The organism is Marinomonas rhodophyticola (genome assembly GCF_026113935.1).
GTDB classification, from domain to species: Bacteria; Pseudomonadota; Gammaproteobacteria; order Pseudomonadales; family Marinomonadaceae; genus Marinomonas; species Marinomonas rhodophyticola.
Window position 1 is genome coordinate 193,658 of the sequence record NZ_JAPEUL010000009.1, and the last position, 18,057, is coordinate 211,714.

14 protein-coding genes and 2 pseudogenes are annotated in these 18,057 nt (G+C 43.7%); 8 read left to right on the forward strand and 8 right to left on the reverse strand.

The window, feature by feature from the left end:
• Positions 1-38: 38 nt before the first annotated feature.
• Positions 39-881, reverse strand: a complete 843-nt coding sequence (locus ONZ52_RS15280) for a response regulator (RefSeq protein WP_265219590.1) — start codon at positions 879-881, stop codon at positions 39-41.
• Positions 881-1,660, reverse strand: a complete 780-nt coding sequence (gene cysZ, locus ONZ52_RS15285) for a sulfate transporter CysZ (protein ID WP_265219591.1) — start codon at positions 1,658-1,660, stop codon at positions 881-883. Before cysZ ends, ONZ52_RS15280 begins: the two co-directional genes overlap by 1 nt.
• Before the next feature lie 333 nt (positions 1,661-1,993).
• Between cysZ and ONZ52_RS15290 the strand changes: the two genes are divergently transcribed.
• The 8 genes and pseudogenes from ONZ52_RS15290 to ONZ52_RS15325 all read left to right on the forward strand — a co-directional run bounded on the left by ONZ52_RS15290 (position 1,994) and on the right by ONZ52_RS15325 (position 10,441).
• Entirely contained in the window at positions 1,994-3,604 is a 1,611-nt protein-coding gene (locus tag ONZ52_RS15290) for a peptide ABC transporter substrate-binding protein (RefSeq protein ID WP_265219592.1), read from the forward strand.
• A 120-nt stretch (positions 3,605-3,724) separates the two neighbouring features.
• On the forward strand, positions 3,725-4,645 hold the full coding sequence (gene oppB, locus ONZ52_RS15295) for an oligopeptide ABC transporter permease OppB (protein WP_265219593.1): 921 nt from the start codon (positions 3,725-3,727) through the stop codon (positions 4,643-4,645).
• Positions 4,646-4,657: 12 nt separating this feature from the next.
• Positions 4,658-5,584: pseudogene (gene oppC / locus ONZ52_RS15300) on the forward strand (oligopeptide ABC transporter permease OppC).
• Positions 5,585-5,593: 9 nt separating this feature from the next.
• Positions 5,594-6,583, forward strand: coding sequence for an ABC transporter ATP-binding protein (oppD, locus tag ONZ52_RS15305; RefSeq protein WP_265219594.1), 990 nt, complete (start codon positions 5,594-5,596; stop codon positions 6,581-6,583).
• Entirely contained in the window at positions 6,583-7,593 is a 1,011-nt protein-coding gene (gene oppF / locus ONZ52_RS15310) for a murein tripeptide/oligopeptide ABC transporter ATP binding protein OppF (protein ID WP_265219595.1), read from the forward strand. The genes oppD and oppF overlap by 1 nt, the downstream gene beginning before the upstream one ends.
• 184 nt (positions 7,594-7,777) lie before the next feature.
• On the forward strand, positions 7,778-8,278 hold the full coding sequence (locus tag ONZ52_RS15315; RefSeq protein ID WP_265219596.1) for a putative pterin-binding protein: 501 nt from the start codon (positions 7,778-7,780) through the stop codon (positions 8,276-8,278).
• 2 nt (positions 8,279-8,280) lie between these two features.
• Positions 8,281-10,107, forward strand: coding sequence for a sensor histidine kinase (locus ONZ52_RS15320; protein ID WP_265219597.1), 1,827 nt, complete (start codon positions 8,281-8,283; stop codon positions 10,105-10,107).
• The gene (locus ONZ52_RS15325) at positions 10,100-10,441 is read left to right on the forward strand and encodes an Hpt domain-containing protein (RefSeq protein WP_265219598.1); all 342 of its coding nucleotides are present in this window, start codon (positions 10,100-10,102) and stop codon (positions 10,439-10,441) included. The genes ONZ52_RS15320 and ONZ52_RS15325 overlap by 8 nt, the downstream gene beginning before the upstream one ends.
• On the opposite strand, the gene ONZ52_RS15330 is transcribed toward ONZ52_RS15325, so the two are convergent.
• From ONZ52_RS15330 to ONZ52_RS15355, 6 genes and pseudogenes are all read right to left on the reverse strand, one after another.
• Entirely contained in the window at positions 10,438-10,938 is a 501-nt protein-coding gene (locus tag ONZ52_RS15330; protein WP_265219599.1) for a GAF domain-containing protein, read from the reverse strand. The genes ONZ52_RS15325 and ONZ52_RS15330 overlap by 4 nt on opposite strands.
• 170 nt (positions 10,939-11,108) lie before the next feature.
• Positions 11,109-11,822: a phosphate signaling complex protein PhoU gene (gene phoU / locus ONZ52_RS15335; RefSeq protein ID WP_265219600.1), complete on the reverse strand. Its 714-nt coding sequence runs from the start codon at positions 11,820-11,822 to the stop codon at positions 11,109-11,111.
• A 14-nt stretch (positions 11,823-11,836) separates the two neighbouring features.
• Positions 11,837-12,667, reverse strand: coding sequence for a phosphate ABC transporter ATP-binding protein PstB (gene pstB, locus ONZ52_RS15340; RefSeq protein WP_321160346.1), 831 nt, complete (start codon positions 12,665-12,667; stop codon positions 11,837-11,839).
• 20 nt (positions 12,668-12,687) lie between these two features.
• Positions 12,688-14,388 (reverse strand): phosphate ABC transporter permease PstA, encoded by a 1,701-nt coding sequence (gene pstA, locus ONZ52_RS15345; protein ID WP_265219601.1) that lies wholly within the window; start codon positions 14,386-14,388, stop codon positions 12,688-12,690.
• An 11-nt stretch (positions 14,389-14,399) separates the two neighbouring features.
• Positions 14,400-16,663 (reverse strand): annotated as a pseudogene (locus ONZ52_RS15350) (ABC transporter permease subunit).
• A gap of 115 nt (positions 16,664-16,778) precedes the next feature.
• Positions 16,779-17,747 (reverse strand): PstS family phosphate ABC transporter substrate-binding protein, encoded by a 969-nt coding sequence (locus tag ONZ52_RS15355; RefSeq protein ID WP_265219602.1) that lies wholly within the window; start codon positions 17,745-17,747, stop codon positions 16,779-16,781.
• Positions 17,748-18,057 lie beyond the last annotated feature (310 nt).

An 18,057-nucleotide genomic window follows, 5' to 3' on the forward strand; every position in this document is an offset into this window, starting at 1 on the left:
TATTTGTAGGTCGTGATTTTATACAAACAAACGACAAATCATAAGCTATCAAACAGCTGAGCAATAAAAGCCTCTTTGTCGCTGTCTTGATCGATCAAACTCAACACCACAGTTAAAAACGTCGAATCATGTTTCTTCTCCGTCGTGGCGACCGATTGAACATAGTAGTTTAGACGATTTACCTTGCCATTGAATTCCAAATCCAAAACGGCTTGTCCCAGCACTTGCGGCACAACATCATCGCTCTTAATGAACATAGTGGCTTCTGTTTTGCTAAAATGCACAATCATGCAGCGAAACTGTTTGCCTTCAAAGCGGACCAAGGTTGGGATTTTAACATCTTTAACCGATACCGCTGGCGCGTCGGGATGAGTAAACTTAGTCGCTTGAACAGGAGCTGCGGTTTTTCCAGCCCCCATTAATACATCCAACGAAGCAGAACTGACACCGCCCGGTGAAGATTCACGAGGCTTTTGTGACGATAATTTGCGCTCAATTCCGTGTTTTTTCGCGGCCGAAATAACCTTATTAATCAATTGCTCACTGGAAAACGGCTTGCCAAGATAATCCGTCACACCAGATTGAACGGCTTCCACCACATGGCTTTTATCGCCTCGGCTGGTAATCATCACAAAAGGCACATCTTCTTTTTTGTACTTGGGTTGCTCTCGACACCATTTAAGCAGCTCCACTCCAGTCATTTCGGGCATTTCCCAGTCACACAACACCATATCGAACTGAACCTTAGACAATAATTGTTGTGCCTTGCGACCATTTACCGCCTCTTCAATTTCCACCGCCGGAAACTGCTTACGCAAGGTTCGTCGGATCAAGTCACGTGTAAAAGAAGCATCATCTACTACCAAAATTTTTAACGACATCACAAAGTTCCATTAGTACGATCTAACAAGGCAGAAAAATCCCCATGCTCTGATCTAAAAACCGAAATCCACAATAGTGTAGCTGCAACAACAGCAATCGGCATAACGAATAGATTAAAGAAAGGAATCGTCAAACTGACCATCACTATCCCGCCAAATGTCCAACATAACAAAGGTTTGGAACGTAACGCCATTCTCATGTCATGAAATTTCACTTTATTATTATCAAACGCGTAATCCATATACTGCAGCGATAACATCCAAGCGGAAAAAAGCAACAACAATACAGGGGAAATAACATTAACTAGAGGAATAAAAGATAATAATAGCAACAAAATAAAGCGCGGCAGAAAATACAGAATTTTCTGACATTCTCGCTGCAAACTGCGACCAATAATTGCCATGATAACGCCCGCTGTCAACGTTTCGTCAAAGACTCTTCCGGTTTCTTTTTCTTCAACCTTTTCAGCCAAAAACGCCATAAATGGTGCCGCTAGAATATTGACCCCTACCGAAAAACTGTAAAACAACAGCACGGTAATAATGGCGCCAAAAATAATATAAAACAGCCAATTTAAAAATGACACCCACTCAGGCACGTATCCCATAGCGTAACTTAATAGGTCTTGAAAATAACCAAATGCCACCATATAAATCAGCGCCATTAAGAAAAAATTGGCCAATAAAGGGGCTAAAATAAACAACCTTAAATCTTTCGACAAAACTAAGGGAAATGCTCTTAAAAAAGCCCCCGCAGCTTTAAACGGGTGTGTAATCACGATGCCAAGTCACTCCTAAAGTTAGACCTTTTTTAAATGTATCCAATAGAGACACAGAATACCATGAGGACTTTCATGGCTCCACAAAGCCTTTCAAATTGATGATTCTTAAATAGATTCTTCAATGCCTTCAAGCCTCCTTTAACATTTCCATCACTCTTTAATAAAGCTGACATTTATTAGACGCATAACCTGATACGCAATTTCGATTGTGACCTTTTGTAAATTGGTGAACTATGAAAGTGTAAGACGAATACGAGCCAGTGCAGGTATCGCGTCTGACTATAAAAACAGCACATACATAAAAACTAACTAACAAGGGACATTATCAAAATGAAAAAGACATTACTCGCCAGTGCCATCATGGCTACTTCTTTCTTCGCTCTGCAAGCTCAGGCTGCAGACGTGCCGGCTGGCGTAGAATTAGCAGCCAAACAAGAACTCGTTCGTGGTGGTGGTTCAGAACCTGCGACCATGGACCCTCAAAAAATGGAAGGAACGCCTGCGTCTATTCGGGCCAAAGATTTATTTGAAGGCCTGTACAATCAAGACGGCGACGGCAACCAGGTCCCAGGCGTCGCGACAAGCTATGATGTTAATGACGATAATACACAATATACTTTTCACCTACGCAAAGACGCTAAATGGTCTAATGGCGACCCAGTTACCGCTGAAGATTTTGTTTACGCTTTCACACGTGCTGTAGACCCTAAATTGGCCTCTCCATACGCATGGTTCATGGAAATTCCAGCCATCACAAACGCGACTAAAATCATTGCTGGCGAAGCAGATCCTTCTACTTTGGGCGTAAAAGCTCTAGATGCCCACACATTCCAAGTCACGCTTGAGCGTCCTGTCCCTTACTTTGTAAAAATGACCTCTCACCAAACTATGTTCCCTGTGCCTAAAAAAGTGGTCGAGAAATGGGGTGATGATTGGACTAAACCAGAACACATGGTATCCAACGGCGCGTACAAAATGGACGAGTGGATTGTTAATGAAAAGATGGTTTTTTCCCGTAATAGCCATTATTGGAATGACGCCAAAACCATTATCAACAAGGTAACCTACTTGCCTATTGAATCCCCTAATGCCGAACTAAAACGCTTCCAAGCGGGTCAAATGGATTTGAGCTATGAGCTACCCAATGACCACTACAAACAGCTAATGCGTGACATTCCTGATGAGGTTGTGGTGACACCAAAACTGGGTACGTATTATTATCAATACAATACAACCAAGGCTCCATACAACGATGTTCGAGTGCGCAAAGCCTTGTCTTACGCTATCGACCGTGACGTAATCACCAAATTTGTGACTGGCACAGGCGAACTTCCAGCTTATTCGTTTACCCCAGAAGTAGTAAACGACTTCTCACCAGCCACGCCAGAATACGCTACTTGGACACAAAAAGAACGTAATGAAAAAGCGAAGGCCCTGTTAGAAGAAGCGGGGTACACACAAAGTAACCCACTGTCTTTCAGCTTGCTGTACAACACTAACGAAAACCATAAAAAAATCGCCATTGCGATCGCGTCTATGTGGAACAAAACCTTGGGCGTCAACGTTACATTGGAAAACCAAGAATGGAAAACCTACCTAGAAACGAAAAAACATCAACAATTTGATATAGCACGTGCTGGCTGGATCGGTGACTACAACGAAGCCTCCACCATGCTAGACCTTCTGACCACTACCCATGGTAATAACGATGGTAAATACAGCAACGCCGAATACGACAAGCTTCTAACCGAAGCACGTACCATGCAGAACCCAGCTGAGAACTACAACAAAGCAGAAGAAATCGCCATTGAACAAGACATGGCCGTAGCGCCTATTTATCAGTACACCGAAAAGCGTTTGGTAAAAAGCTATTTAGGGGGTTATATGCCTAACCCAGAAGATAACGTCTATGCGCGTGATATGTACATCATCAAGCACTAATTTTGGTGTTGTTGTTCTATGTTGAAAATTCTCCTCAGCACTTCGGTGCTGAGGATCTCTTGAACTCCTGCAGGTTTTTTGTGTTGGCCGTCACCCAGTGCAACGAATCCGGTAATTTTTATGCTGACATTTATCTCAAAACGCATTTTAGAAGCCATTCCAACCTTATTGATTTTGATTACGGTTTCATTTTTCTTAATGCATTCCGCTCCAGGCAGCCCATTCTCCAGTGAACGCACGTTACCGCCAGAGGTATTGGCAAACATCAATGCGAAGTACCACTTAGATGAGCCAGTGATTAATCAATATTTTTACTATCTTGGCGGCTTACTTCAAGGCGATCTAGGACCCTCTTTTCGTTATAAAGACTTCACCATTAATGAACTCATCGCACAGAGTTTTCCCGTTTCGGCAGAAATCGGCATTTGGTCTTTTCTTGTTGCCCTCTTGATCGGAGTAGGTTGCGGAATTATCGCAGCACTGCGCCAGAACTCCTGGTTAGATTACAGTGTGATGGGCTTTGCTAACCTAGGTATCGTGTTGCCAAATTTTGTTCTGGCTCCTTTGTGTATCCTATTTTTCTCTATTTATAATCAATGGCTACCGCCTGGTGGCTGGAACGGCGGCGCTTGGCCTTATCTGGTGATGCCTGTTATTGCCATGTCCACCAGCTACATAGCTCAGATTGCTCGTATCACTCGCGGCAGCATGATTGAAACCATGCACTCTAACTTTATTCGCACGGCACGCGCGAAAGGCTTACCAAAGTATCGCATCATTTTTCAGCACGCATTGCGCCCTGCTATGTTGCCCGTTATTTCTTACCTTGGTACCGCATTCGTCGGCATAGTGACAGGTTCCGTCATCGTCGATGTGTATTTTGGTACCGGTGGTATTGGTCAGCACTTTATCAATGGTGCTTTAAATCGTGACTATTCCATGGTCATGGGCGTCACCATTTTGGTGGGTACATTAACGATTCTATTCAATGCCATCGTCGATATTTTGTACGCTGTTATTGATCCGAAAATCCGCTACTAAGGCCACGCAATTATGATTACTACAAAAGACAAAGTTCAGGCCGTCGAACAGTTCGCCGAAAAAGTGGTGGAAGTCGAAGGTCGTAGCTTATGGCAAGACGCTCGTCGTCGCTTTTTTCAAACCATGCCGCTGTTACCAGCTTAATTATTTTGACCATGATTGCTGCGATTGCCCTATTGGGTCCATTTTTCAGTCAATGGAATTACGATGATATCGACTGGGAAGCACTGTCTGATATTTCCACTCTAGGACGTCCTAATATTGAAAACGGTCATTACTTTGGTACCGACACGTTAGGCCGTGATATTTTTGTGCGTACTATGCAAGGTGGTCAAATCTCATTATTAGTCGGCATCATGGGCAGTGTGGTGGCTATCATCATAGGTACGCTTTATGGGGCAGCGTCAGGTTACCTTGGCGGACGCATTGATAGTGTGATGATGCGTTTCTTGGAAATCCTTAACTCTTTCCCTTTCATGTTCTTTGTGATCATTTTGATGACCCTATTTGGTCGTCATATCTTCTTGATCTTTGTCGCCATTGGCGCGATTTCTTGGCTCGACATGGCACGGATAGTTCGCGGCCAAACCTTGAGCCTAAAAAACAAAGAATACATAGAAGCCGCCTATGCTTGTGGCGTCTCGACACCCAAAATCATCTTGCGCCACATTGTGCCAAACGTACTCGGTATCGTTGTCGTTTACGCCACGTTATTGGTACCGAATATGATTTTGTTAGAGTCCTTTATCAGCTTCTTAGGACTTCGGCGTTCAAGAACCTATGACCAGCTGGGGCGCGCTGATTTCAGAAGGTGCTCAGAATATGGAAATTGCCATATGGCAATTGGCGTGGCCATTAGGTTTCTTAGTGGTAACACTGTTTTGTTTTAACTTCCTCGGCGATGGCTTACGCGATGCGCTTGATCCCAAAGACCGCTAAGGAGGCCTTATGAACGTATTAAGTAAAAAGAATTTATTAGAAGTCAATAATCTAAAAGTAAACTTCAGAACGCCTGATGGTTTTGTTACCGCGGTGAATAATTTGAATTTCACCTTGGCACAAGGCGAAACCCTCGGCATCGTTGGTGAATCAGGTTCAGGTAAAAGCCAAACCGCGTTTGCACTTATGGGCTTATTGGCTGGCAATGGCGTTATTGAAGGGGAAGCACGCTTTAACGAGCAAAACATTCTTACCCTGAATGAAAAAGCCATGAACCGCATTCGTTCCAAAGACATTGCGATGATTTTCCAAGATCCAATGACCTCATTGAATCCTTACATGAAAGTCGGCAAGCAGCTGATGGAAGTTTTGATGCTGCACAAAGGCATGAGCAAAGCCGAAGCGTTTGAAGCATCCGTGAAGATGCTCGACGCGGTAAAAATGCCCGAAGCGCGCAAACGCATGAACATGTACCCCCACGAATTCTCTGGTGGTATGAGACAGCGTGTGATGATCGCTATGGCATTATTGTGCCAACCTAAACTTCTGATCGCCGATGAACCAACCACGGCTCTAGACGTAACAGTACAAGCTCAGATCTTAACCTTGCTGAACGAGTTAAAAGACGACTTCAACACCTCTATCATCATGATTACTCATGATTTGGGTGTCGTAGCGGGTTTATGCGACAAAGTACTGGTGATGTACGCGGGTCAAACCATGGAATACGGTACGGCAGAAGATGTGTTTTATCGCCCTACGCATCCTTATACGCAAGGTTTGCTTAAAGCGATTCCACGTCTCGATAGTAATGACGAAAAGCTCTCCACCATTCCGGGTAATCCACCGAACTTGCTGCATATGCCGTCTGGCTGTCCATTCCAAGCACGCTGTGAATTTGCCAAAGAGCGCTGTGGAGAAAGCATGCCGCCGCTAAAAGAATTTGCATCGGGTCAGCTAAGAGCTTGTCATAAATCCGTTGATGGATGGGTCGCCTAATGAACACGTCAAACAATGTATTAATGGAAGTGAATAACTTAAAAGTTCATTTCAACATCAAATCAGACAATGCCTGGCCATGGGAAAAAGGCCAAGCACTAAAAGCCGTGGATGGCGTTAATTTGACCATTTACGCTGGCGAAACCTTAGGCGTCGTGGGTGAATCTGGTTGCGGTAAATCTACGCTTGCCCGCGCTTTGCTTCGTCTTGTACCCATTACCGAAGGTAATGTTGTGTGGCTTGGGCAAGATCTGACGGATTTAGACAAAAAACAAATGCGCAGCAAGCGCCAAGAGCTGCAAATGATCTTCCAAGATCCTTTGGCATCACTTGATCCTCGTATGACAGTGGGCGACATCATTGCCGAACCACTGAAAACTTTCCGCCCAGAACTATCAAAAGAAGCAATGAAAACGGAAGTCCGTAACATCATGGACCGAGTAGGTTTATTACCTAACGTGATTAACCGCTATCCACATGAGTTTTCTGGTGGTCAATGTCAGCGCATTGGCATTGCACGAGCACTGATTCTCAAACCAAAGTTGGTTGTTTGTGATGAGCCTGTATCCGCGTTGGACGTATCTATTCAAGCGCAAGTCGTGAACCTGCTAAAAGAACTACAAGCCGAAATGGGCTTGTCTTTGGTGTTTATCGCCCACGATTTAAGTGTGGTAAAACATATTTCAGATCGCGTTTTGGTGATGTATCTAGGCAATGCGGTGGAGTTAGCCAGCAAACGAGCGTTATACGAAAACCCCCAACACCCATACACCAAGGCTTTATTGTCTGCGGTGCCGGTGCCGGACCCTAAAGTAGAGCGAGGTAAAAAAATCCAGCTTTTGACTGGCGATTTACCATCCCCTATCAGCCCGCCATCTGGTTGCGTGTTTCGCACTCGTTGCCCTCATGCCAATGAGGTCTGTACACAACAAAAGCCCACTTTACAGGTATTATCCGAAGAGCATCAAGCAGCCTGTTCACGCCTAGAAGACATCGCCAACGCCTCGTAAGGCGATGCAAACAAGTCAAAAAAACAAAAAAGCCGTTTGGTCCATCCAAATGGCTTTTTTATTAATGAAATATCGTGTTATTTCTAGCAATCACCACACAAGACCGTTATTTTTGTCTATTATAAAACTCTTATATTATCGATAGATATCACTCTATTAAGTAACGGCGTCAAGGCTTTCATCTATGCGTTTATTCATTCCCTCTGTTTTTTTGTGCTTAATATTTATGTCTCTAGCAACTCACGCATCAGAAATACCAAATAACAAAACCATACTCACGGTCTCTGGGGCGATAAAAGCGGAACGGCAAGTAAAATTCGATATAACCATGCTGCAAACCTTGCCACAATATTCCATTACGACTCATAACCCGTGGGCAAAAGGTCTTCACACTTACCAAGGTTTTTCCGCCATAGATCTATTAAAACGCTTAGGAAGCCAAAGCACGCTCTTACAAGTAACCGCACTCAATGATTATATGACGGAAATCCCAGTCAGTGACTTTGCCGAAAATGGGGCTATTTTTGCGACACACCAAGATGGAAAACCCATGAGCGTCAGAAACCTTGGCCCCATCATGGTGATTTACCCCTTTGATGAACGCAAAGAATTAAAATCAGAATTGTTTTATGGCCGCTCTATCTGGCAAATACGTCACATCAAAGCAATGGCCATAACGGAGTAAAGATGTCGCGTTTCTTTAAGGGGAAAACTTGGCTGTCCAAGTTCAAAATATGGATGGTATATGGCTTTATTGCTTTCATTATCGCCATCACCATCGCTGTGTTTGCCATCATTACCTATACTAGCGACAGTTCAAAAAATAATGGTCGTCGCGTTTTCGAAAGCTCTTTATGGAATGCCTTACAATTGCAGATACAGTCATATCGATTTCTCAATTATTTGGAGGCATTAGAAGACAGCGATTACCCACTTAATGGTAACGCTTTTTTTGAATATGACTTGCTAATGAGTCGCGTCGATTTACTGAGAGAAGGGGAAGTCGGCTCTCTGATTCGTAATTTTGAAGGTGGTCGCACGACCAGATTACTGAACATCATTAACGGTGAATTGGAACTACTGAGTTTCAATCTCTCTAGAATAGAAGATGGTGATCACACCTATTTGCCAGATTTGATTGTTCGTATTCAAAACATCGAAGAACAAATTAACGAATTTGTCACTCTAGTGAACAAAGGCAGCAACGAATACATCAGTCAGCAACACCGTACCCTACAAAAAAACCTGAACGACATTCAGTTGCTTTCAATGGCATTGCTTGCCTGTCTTTTATGTCTGTGCTTTTTGACCATCAAAGGTTTGACTGAACTAAAAAATGTCTTGCGTCGCAACGACAACCTGCAATCCAGTATCCTCGCTGTTCATGAAGACAAATCAGACATGCTGTCGTTTATACATCAAGAAATACGCTCTCCGATTAATGCTATTTTAGGAGCGGCTAAAACACTCAAAAACACAACGTCTTATCACGATACAGAGGCACTTTCTCAACATATTGAAGAGTCTGGTCAACAGCTACTGCAAACCATCGAAATGTTTTCTGACCTTGCCTTAATTGACGCCAAGAAACTCTCGCTGACAATAACCACCGAAAGCTTAAGTAAAAATATTCATGACTATCTTGCTATTTTTGAGACGAAAATGTCACGAAAAAGCTTACAGGGTATTGCCTACATAGACCCCCTATTACCAACCAATATTCAAATGGATTTCTCTAGGGTCAAAGAAATCATAGTAGCATTACTTCAAAATGCCATCACTAATACGCCCTCAGGCAGTATTAGTTTACAAGTTCGCCCGTCCGCATTGAACGCCCCGAAAGGGCAACTGCCTGCGAAGGCAAAAGAAGCGAAAATGCTACAAATTGCCATCAGAGATACGGGGCTTGGTATGCCGAATCAACTGCAGCAAAACTTAAGGATAAACCCAGCATTGCCTATGCAACAAGAAGGTCCGCTGCCCAGTAAAGTTGGCTTAAGCCTCGCCTTGTGTCATAAACTGGTTTATCTCATGCAGGGTGAAATGCATTTCTCTTGCGCACCACAGAAGGGCTGTGAATTTTGGGTCGATCTGCCCTATTACGAGCCTAATGACAATGACCAAAATACTTCGACAATCTTCCAATGTCCCAATAAGACACAGGCCCTCATCATAGAAACAGACACACATCTGGCCAAAATCATTGGTTTACAACTTTCTACTTTTAATATAGAAGTGTCTTTTTCTAAGGACGGAAGCTTTCAAGAACATAAAAACTACGATCTCATCATGCTCGGCAACACGCCGCGCTTTGAACGAGATGGAAAAGACGCCATCTTACAATGGAAAGCAAAATCGTGCCCAATACTCAGCTATCACCCAAAAGTGCTTAATAACCCAGAATATTCCGTCATTCCCCTTTGTTTTCCATTGACACAAAATCAGTTGGAGACGCATATTTATAAGCTATTTTCCAACCACAAAGCGCCTATAAAGGTCGATAATCATGATTGATACCGCACATCTCGATACTCTTACCCAGTTACTAGGAAGGGACACGATTAATCAGATACGTTTAGAATATATTGAAGACAGCCATGACAAGTTGGCGCAATTGTTACAGGCTTGGAATACAAAAAACTATTCGGAGCTTAGGCAGATTAGTCATTCGCTAAAATCGGCGAGTTCAAATATGGCCATGTTAGTGTTCGCCAAGCAATGCCAACAAATAGAACAATCTGCCTTACAACACAATGAGCAAGGTCTGCAGGCTATTATCGACACGCTGCCAAGCTTGCACACCAGCTCATTACAAGCACTCAAACAGTATTTTTCAGACTTTGATTAAAACGACCAAGAAATGTCTGTCGAATCGACAAATGTACCAACAAAAGACTCTAAACCAGCTTGATCAACCTCGGAGAACCGTCCAACTTTTGGACTATCAATGTCGAATACCGCTATCAGTTTGCCATCAACGACGACAGGAATCACTAATTCAGACGCCGATGCGGCATCGCAAGCAATATGTCCATCAAAAGCATGAACGTCTTCGATTCGCTGCGTCTGCAATGTCATGGCCGCTTTACCACATACCCCACGACCGAATGGAATTCGCGTACAAGCCACCTTACCAACATAAGGTCCAAGCACCAACTCATTACCACGCACAAAATAAAACCCCGACCAATTAAGATCCGTAAGGGTTTGCATGACAAAAGCAGAAAATTGAGACGCATTGCAAATAAGATCACGTTCGCCACTTAGCAAGGCCGCTAACTGAGCATTAAGATCTTGATAACGTGCTTCAAGTGACGCGGTAGCATCCATTTCTATCGTAAACATAACACCTTACACCAAATAAAACGAAAGTCTTATGATAGCAAAGCCCGCTTAAGAAGCCCACCAATAATCCTATTTTTTTATCGACATATTAGTGAATAAGAGGAAGGGAAGAAAACAGAAAAGCCTTCTCTTGGCTGGCGTTGACGCCCACCAAGAGAAGGAGGTAAGACTTATTTGGCTTTATAATCTGGCGTCAAGTCATTCACATTGACGTGACGAACGTCCACGCCTTTGATCATAAAGATCAAGTGTTGGCAAGTATGACGAGCATGATCACCGATACGCTCAAGCGAACGAAGTACCCAGATCACGTTAATCACTCGAGAAATACTACGAGGATCTTCCATCATATAGGTTACTAAGGAACGCATTGCTGTATTGTATTCTTGATCGACGTTACGATCTTGCTTCGCCACTTTAATCGCCATATCGATGTCTAAACGTGCATAAGCATCCAATGCGTCATGCACCATACGAGACACCATTTCGCCAATACGGTTAATCTCAACATAACCACGAGGAGACTCGCCTTCGTTGACCAGATTAAGCGTCAAATTCGCAATTTTCTTCGCTTCGTCACCAATGCGCTCTAATTCACTAACGGCTTTGCTGATAGATAAAATCATTCGCAAATCCGAAGCCGCTGGCTGACGCTTCGCCAAGATACGAGTACATTCTTCATCAATTAGGCCATCTAATTGGTTCACCGTCGCATCTTGGTTTTTGACATCTTCTGCCAAAGAACCATTGCTGTCTAACAAAGCCTGAACAGCGTCTTGTACCTGATTTTCCACCACGCCACCCATGGTTAAAAAGTGCTGGCGCAACGCTTCCAGTTCATTATTAAACTGCTGAGAAATATGATCCGTCGTTAATTCTTTCATAATGCGTCCTCCGCCTAGCCGTAGCGGCCTGTGATGTAGTCTTCTGTTTGTTGTTTTTCTGGGTTCGTAAACAAAGTATTGGTGTCACCAAACTCCACCAAATCCCCCAAATACATAAACGCGGTATAATCGGATACCCGCGCTGCTTGTTGCATGTTATGCGTCACAATAGCAATGGTGAACTCGTTCTTTAGTTCGTGAATCAGTTCTTCAATTTTTAACGTCGAAATAGGATCCAAGGCTGATGCAGGCTCATCCAACAACAGCACTTCTGGTTTCACCGCTACGGTACGGGCAATAACCAAACGCTGTTGCTGACCACCAGACATTCCCAATGCACTCTCGTGTAAACGGTCTTTCACCTCATCCCACAAAGCCGCGGAACGCAATGCCCACTCTACAGTTTCATCCAATAGGCGTTTTTTGTTAATGCCTTGAATACGCAGGCCATAAGCCACGTTTTCGTAAATGCTTTTTGGGAACGGGTTTGGTTTTTGAAACACCATACCAACACGACGACGTAATTCAGCGACATCAGTGCCTTTGGCATAAATATTTTCATTATGTAAATTGATTTCACCAGTGATTCGACAAGTGTCCACCAGATCATTCATACGATTGAAACAACGTAACAAGGTAGATTTACCACAACCTGATGGCCCGATAAACGCGGTTACTTTCTTTTCAGGGATGATCATGTTCACCCCTTTTAATGCTTCCTTCTCACCATAATAAAGGTGTAAATCGTTTACAGAAAGGCAAACGGTTTCATCTTCAATACGCAAAGCCTTTTGGCTACGCTGCATTGCCGAAATATCAATTGAGTGTGTTTTTGCTTCGCTCATAATAATCTCTTCTCCGCCGCTTACATTTCCAGCGATTTGTATTTTTCACGTAAATGGTTACGAATAGTTACTGCCGATAAATTCAATAAAGCAATAACAATCACAAGTAATAAGGCCGTTGCGTAGACCAATGGTCGTGCCGCTTCAACGTTAGGGCTTTGGAAACCCACATCATAAATATGGAAGCCTAAGTGCATGAATTTCTGATCTAAATGGATATAAGGATAATTGCCATCTAAAGGCAGAGATGGTGCCAATTTTACTACACCCACCAGCATCAAAGGCGCTACTTCACCCGCGGCACGAGCCACTGCCAATATCACACCCGTCATAATTGCAGGACTCGCCATTGGTAACACCACACGCCATAATGTCTCCGCTTTTGTCGCACCTAATGCCAAGCTGCCTTCACGAACATTGCGAGGGATTCGTGCTAAACCTTCTTCGGTTGCCACAATCACCACAGGCAAAGTCAATAGAGCAAGCGTTACCGATGCCCACATAAGACCACCCGTACCAAAGGTTGGCGATGGCAAAGCCTCTGGGAAAAACGCCTGATCAATACCAGATCCCAAAAAGTAGATAAAGAAGCCCAAACCAAATACACCGTAAACGATAGATGGCACGCCCGCTAAGTTATTGACCGCGATACGAATAATACGTGTCACCCAACCTTGGGAAGCATATTCACGCAAATACACTGCAGCAACGACACCAAAAGGCGTTACCAAAACAGTCATCAGCAACACCATCATGACGGTACCAAAAATAGCAGGGAATACACCGCCCTCAGTATTTGCCTCGCGTGGTTCGTCTGTAAGAAACTCCCACAATTTAACGAAGTAGAAGCCTATTTTCTCAGGAACCCCCATCGCATTAGCACGATACGCGTGAACAATTTTTGCAACCGAGATTTCGTGTACGGAACCATCCATTACCTGAACAATAAAGCTATCACGATTAATTTCTCCGTACAGATCAATCAAGCTCTGCTGAAGCCCTTTGTACTCTTCATCGTACTGGCTTCGCTCTGCCGCAAGATCGGCCTCGGCCGCTGGTGTAAGCTTGCCCTCTAGTTCAAGGCTACGCTGCTTTAAACGAATGCGCTCAAGACCATAATTAATTCGACCTATGTCTGTTTTCTCAACTTTCTTGATCTCTTCGTGAATCCTTGCTGCGCGATCAATGCTCTTTTCGAAAACTTGCCAAGTCGCTAATGCTGAAGCGGTAGGCTCAAGATCCGCTGTTTCAGAAACGATTTGTCCATTTTCTTTCACCGCTTTGAGATAACCATATAAGTTACCCCACTCATGACGCTCAGCTGTGAACAACATCTCTGGACGTTTGGTATCCGTTAAATACTCATCAAGTACCCAACGAAAGTCCGAACCGTAAACATCACGGTTACCTGTTTTCAGCAACGTCCGCTGCATCAGTTCATGTTCACCTGGAATATCAAGACCAGCTTCACGTAATTGCGCCGCTGTTACCTCAACACTTTCCACTCGTTCAGCCACTATGTTGTATGCAGGCTGACCTGGTAAAGCATAATTGGCTTCTACCACGTCTGCAGGCCAAAAATGCCCTAACCCTCGTACCGCAATCAATAGCAACAATCCAATGACCATGATAACTGAAATCGCCACCGCACCCGCATTAAGCCATACCCATGGATCACCTGCTTTCACCCATTCGGATACGGATTTTTTCTTCATTTTCATTTCAATACTCATTATAGCGACCCGTATTTTTTGCGTAGGTGCTGACGCACGGTTTCAGCGATTGTGTTCACCACAAAAGTGAAGATAAAGAGCACAAACGCCGCTAAGAATAAGACACGATAGTGAGAGCTTCCTACCGCAGATTCTGGCACTTCTACTGCCAAGTTAGCAGCCAAAGTTCGCATACCTTCAAAGATATTGAAATCCATGATTGGCGTATTCCCCGTTGCCATCAATACGATCATGGTTTCGCCAACTGCACGGCCCATACCAATCATAACAGCAGAGAAAATACCTGGACTGGCCGTTGGTAAAACAACACGAGTCATGGTTTGCCAGTAAGTTGCACCCAACGCAAGAGAACCCTGCGTCAATGACTTAGGAACACTAAAGATGGCGTCTTCAGTAATGGAGAAAATGGTTGGAATCACCGCAAAACCCATGGCAAAACCAACTACCAATGCATTGCGCTGATCAAAAGTGATACCAAGATCATTGGTAATCCAACCACGAATATTGCCATCAAAGAAGTTAAGCTCAATCACTGAGGCTCAAGGCTAAACAAAACCAAGCAAGTAATACAATGACAGGGATTAACAACAAAGGCTGCCAACCTTCAGGCACCAACCAGCTAACTTTTTGTGGTAAACGAGACCATAGGTAAGCAAACAACAAAATGCCTACTGGCAAGACAACCAATATACTAAAGGTCGCGGCGAGGTTTTCTTCCATAAAAGGTGCAAAGAACAAACCCGCTAAGAAACCTAAAATAACCGTCGGTAAGGCTTCCATTAACTCAATAATCGGTTTGATTTTGCGACGTAACGCTGGCGCCATAAAGTACGCCGTATAAATCGCACCACAAATGGCCAAGGGTACAGCCATTAACATGGCATAAAATGCGGCTTTGAGGGTACCAAACGCCAATGGTGTTAAGCTGTATTTGAGGCTCAAAGTCGTTGTTTGCAGCAGAAGACTGCCAAGTATAGGTGGGTTCTTGGTACCCCTCGTACCATACCTTGCCCCAAATAGCAGACCAAGATACTTCGGGATGTGCATTGTCCACGTAGAAGAAATGTAAACCTTTGCTGTCTTCTAATAGCAATCCATTAGCACGCGGCGCAAAACTGATCAGACGGGCCGAATCATCGGTTAATTTCTCATCTATAACCTGACGTGTAGACGTAGCATTATAAATCGCCACAATACCACGCTCATCCAGAGTGGCAAAACCTTTGCGACGTTGTTCCATGGCTAAACCAACCAAAGCAACAGGCTGTTTTACATCCCGAATAAAGGTTAAATGCTCTTCATTGGTCGCATTATCACGGACATTAAACCACTGACTCACACGCCCAGAGGAATCCGCCACCATGATAGAAGATTGGCCCAACAAATATGACATGGAAACCAATTTGGCATCATCGTTAAACAAAGAAATATTATCTTTGAGAGTGATGTTATCAAAGTCACGTAAATCAAATTCGCTCAACTGACCAGAACGAGTTGCTACGTACAAATAACGTTGATCACCACTAATCAGTACACTGGCAGTATCTGCCACAAATGGTAACTCTGTAATTTGCTCACTTAACTCCACTTCTTCAGTGATAAAATTAACGTCTTTCGACACCTTGGTGATGGCACTTTTGCTATCGCCAATCGCGACCACGGTCAAGCTGTCACTGCCGTCACGAAGACTCATTTTGTTAATTGGAAAATCGGCCACATCAATCGGCTCTTCCCCGTAAGGGTATTCAACAATCGGGGTGATCTTGCGTTTTCCATCAGGATAGGAAGTACGGTAATCGTGCTTCACAATGAGTGCCTTGCCATCGTCGTAACCAAACGCTATCAACCGACTTGTATCAGACTCCACAGCAAAAGCGGTGACTTTTGCATCCGTGCGTAAGTTTTCGACCGTATTAATAACACTGCCATCAGCAATGGAAAAAAATACTATACTGCCAAGACTAGTGACTCGCATACCAACTTCGGACTGCTCTTCCGCTGATAAATAAACACTGTCGCCCTGCTCTTCAGCAGGCACCGCATAACTGGCCTGCTGTTCAATGGAGGCTCCAGAGAACAACGGCATCACTTCATATAGTAAATAGAAACAAATCAGCAACACAGCCAAAATAACACTGTTGCCGCCGACTGCAATACCCATACTAGCCATACGGTCTTTCAGGGCACGAATCTTACGATGACGCTTTAAAGCTGGCGTATTAAAATCCAGTTCCGGCATCTGATGGTCAGTTGATTTAGTCATCCGCATTCATCTTTTTATGTGACGTTTTTATGACAACCCACGAAGCAAGAAAAGTAGGAGAGCATTTCAGCCCTCCCACTTTAAATATCTCATTCGTAGCTCGCTACCGCGTTACTTAGTTAATACCCAAATCACTTAGGTATTTATTAGCCACTTTTGCTGGTAGAGGCACATAACCGTCTTTTACGACAACCTCTTGACCAGTCTTAGAAAGCACCATCTTCACAAACTCACGTTGTAATGGCTCTAGTGGCTTATTTGGTGCCTTATTAATGTAGACGTAAAGGAAACGAGACAATGGGTATTTACCAGTCGCTGCGTTTTCTGGTGTAGCATCAACGTAAGCATCACCCTCTTTTTTCGACAAAGGCAAAGCACGTACTGAAGAAGTGGTATAACCGATACCAGAATAACCAATACTGTTTAGAGACGTAGAAACAGACTGCACAACAGACGCAGAACCAGGCTGCTCGTTTACGTTGTTCTTAAAGTCGCCCTTATAAAGCGCATGCTCTTTGAAATATCCGTAAGTACCAGAAACTGAGTTACGACCAAACAACTGAATATCGCGATTTTCCCAAGCACCAGTCAAACCCGCTTTACCCCAAGTTGTGATGTCTTCACTGTGTCCACCTTTACGTGTGGAAGAGAAGATCGCATCGATCTCAGGAAGAGACAAACCTTTCACTGGGTTATCTTTATGAACAAAAACCGCTAGTGCATCGATCGCAACTGGAATGGCAGTTGGCTTGTAGCCATATTTTTTCTCGAAATCAGCGATTTCTTTGTCTTTCATAGCGCGAGACATAGGACCAAAGTTAGACGTGCCTTCTGTCAACGCTGGTGGCGCAGTAGAAGAACCGGCGGCTTGGATTTGAATATTAACATTTGGGTATAAGCGCTTAAATTCTTCTGCCCACAATGTCATCAAGTTAGCTAATGTGTCCGAACCGATACTTGAAATATTGCCAGAAACGCCACTTGCTTTGCTGTAAGAAATCAAATCGGCATCAACATCTGCAAAAGCGTTAAAAGAAACGCCTACTGCTGCTGTCATTGCTAAACCCGCAACTAGTTTTTTCATCACATAAACCTCAGTGGTTATAGTCAAAAATTTATGAGCAATTGCCCATAGCTCGTTCGATGTTTTTAACTATAGAAAAGATATGTGACAAAAATGTTAAAGCATGAAATATTTCAAAAAAATTAGCGTGCATACACAAACAGTAGAAAGAAACATGATTTCCTCAATACCCAATGAGAACCTGTAACCCTCTATCAGGTCATCACCCAAGAACCGAATACCGTTACCTACAAGCGACAAGAAAACCATTCAAGTAGCGGTTTCAAGACACCAACAATATTCCCAAGCGTAGCGTTATCCAATAGACTAG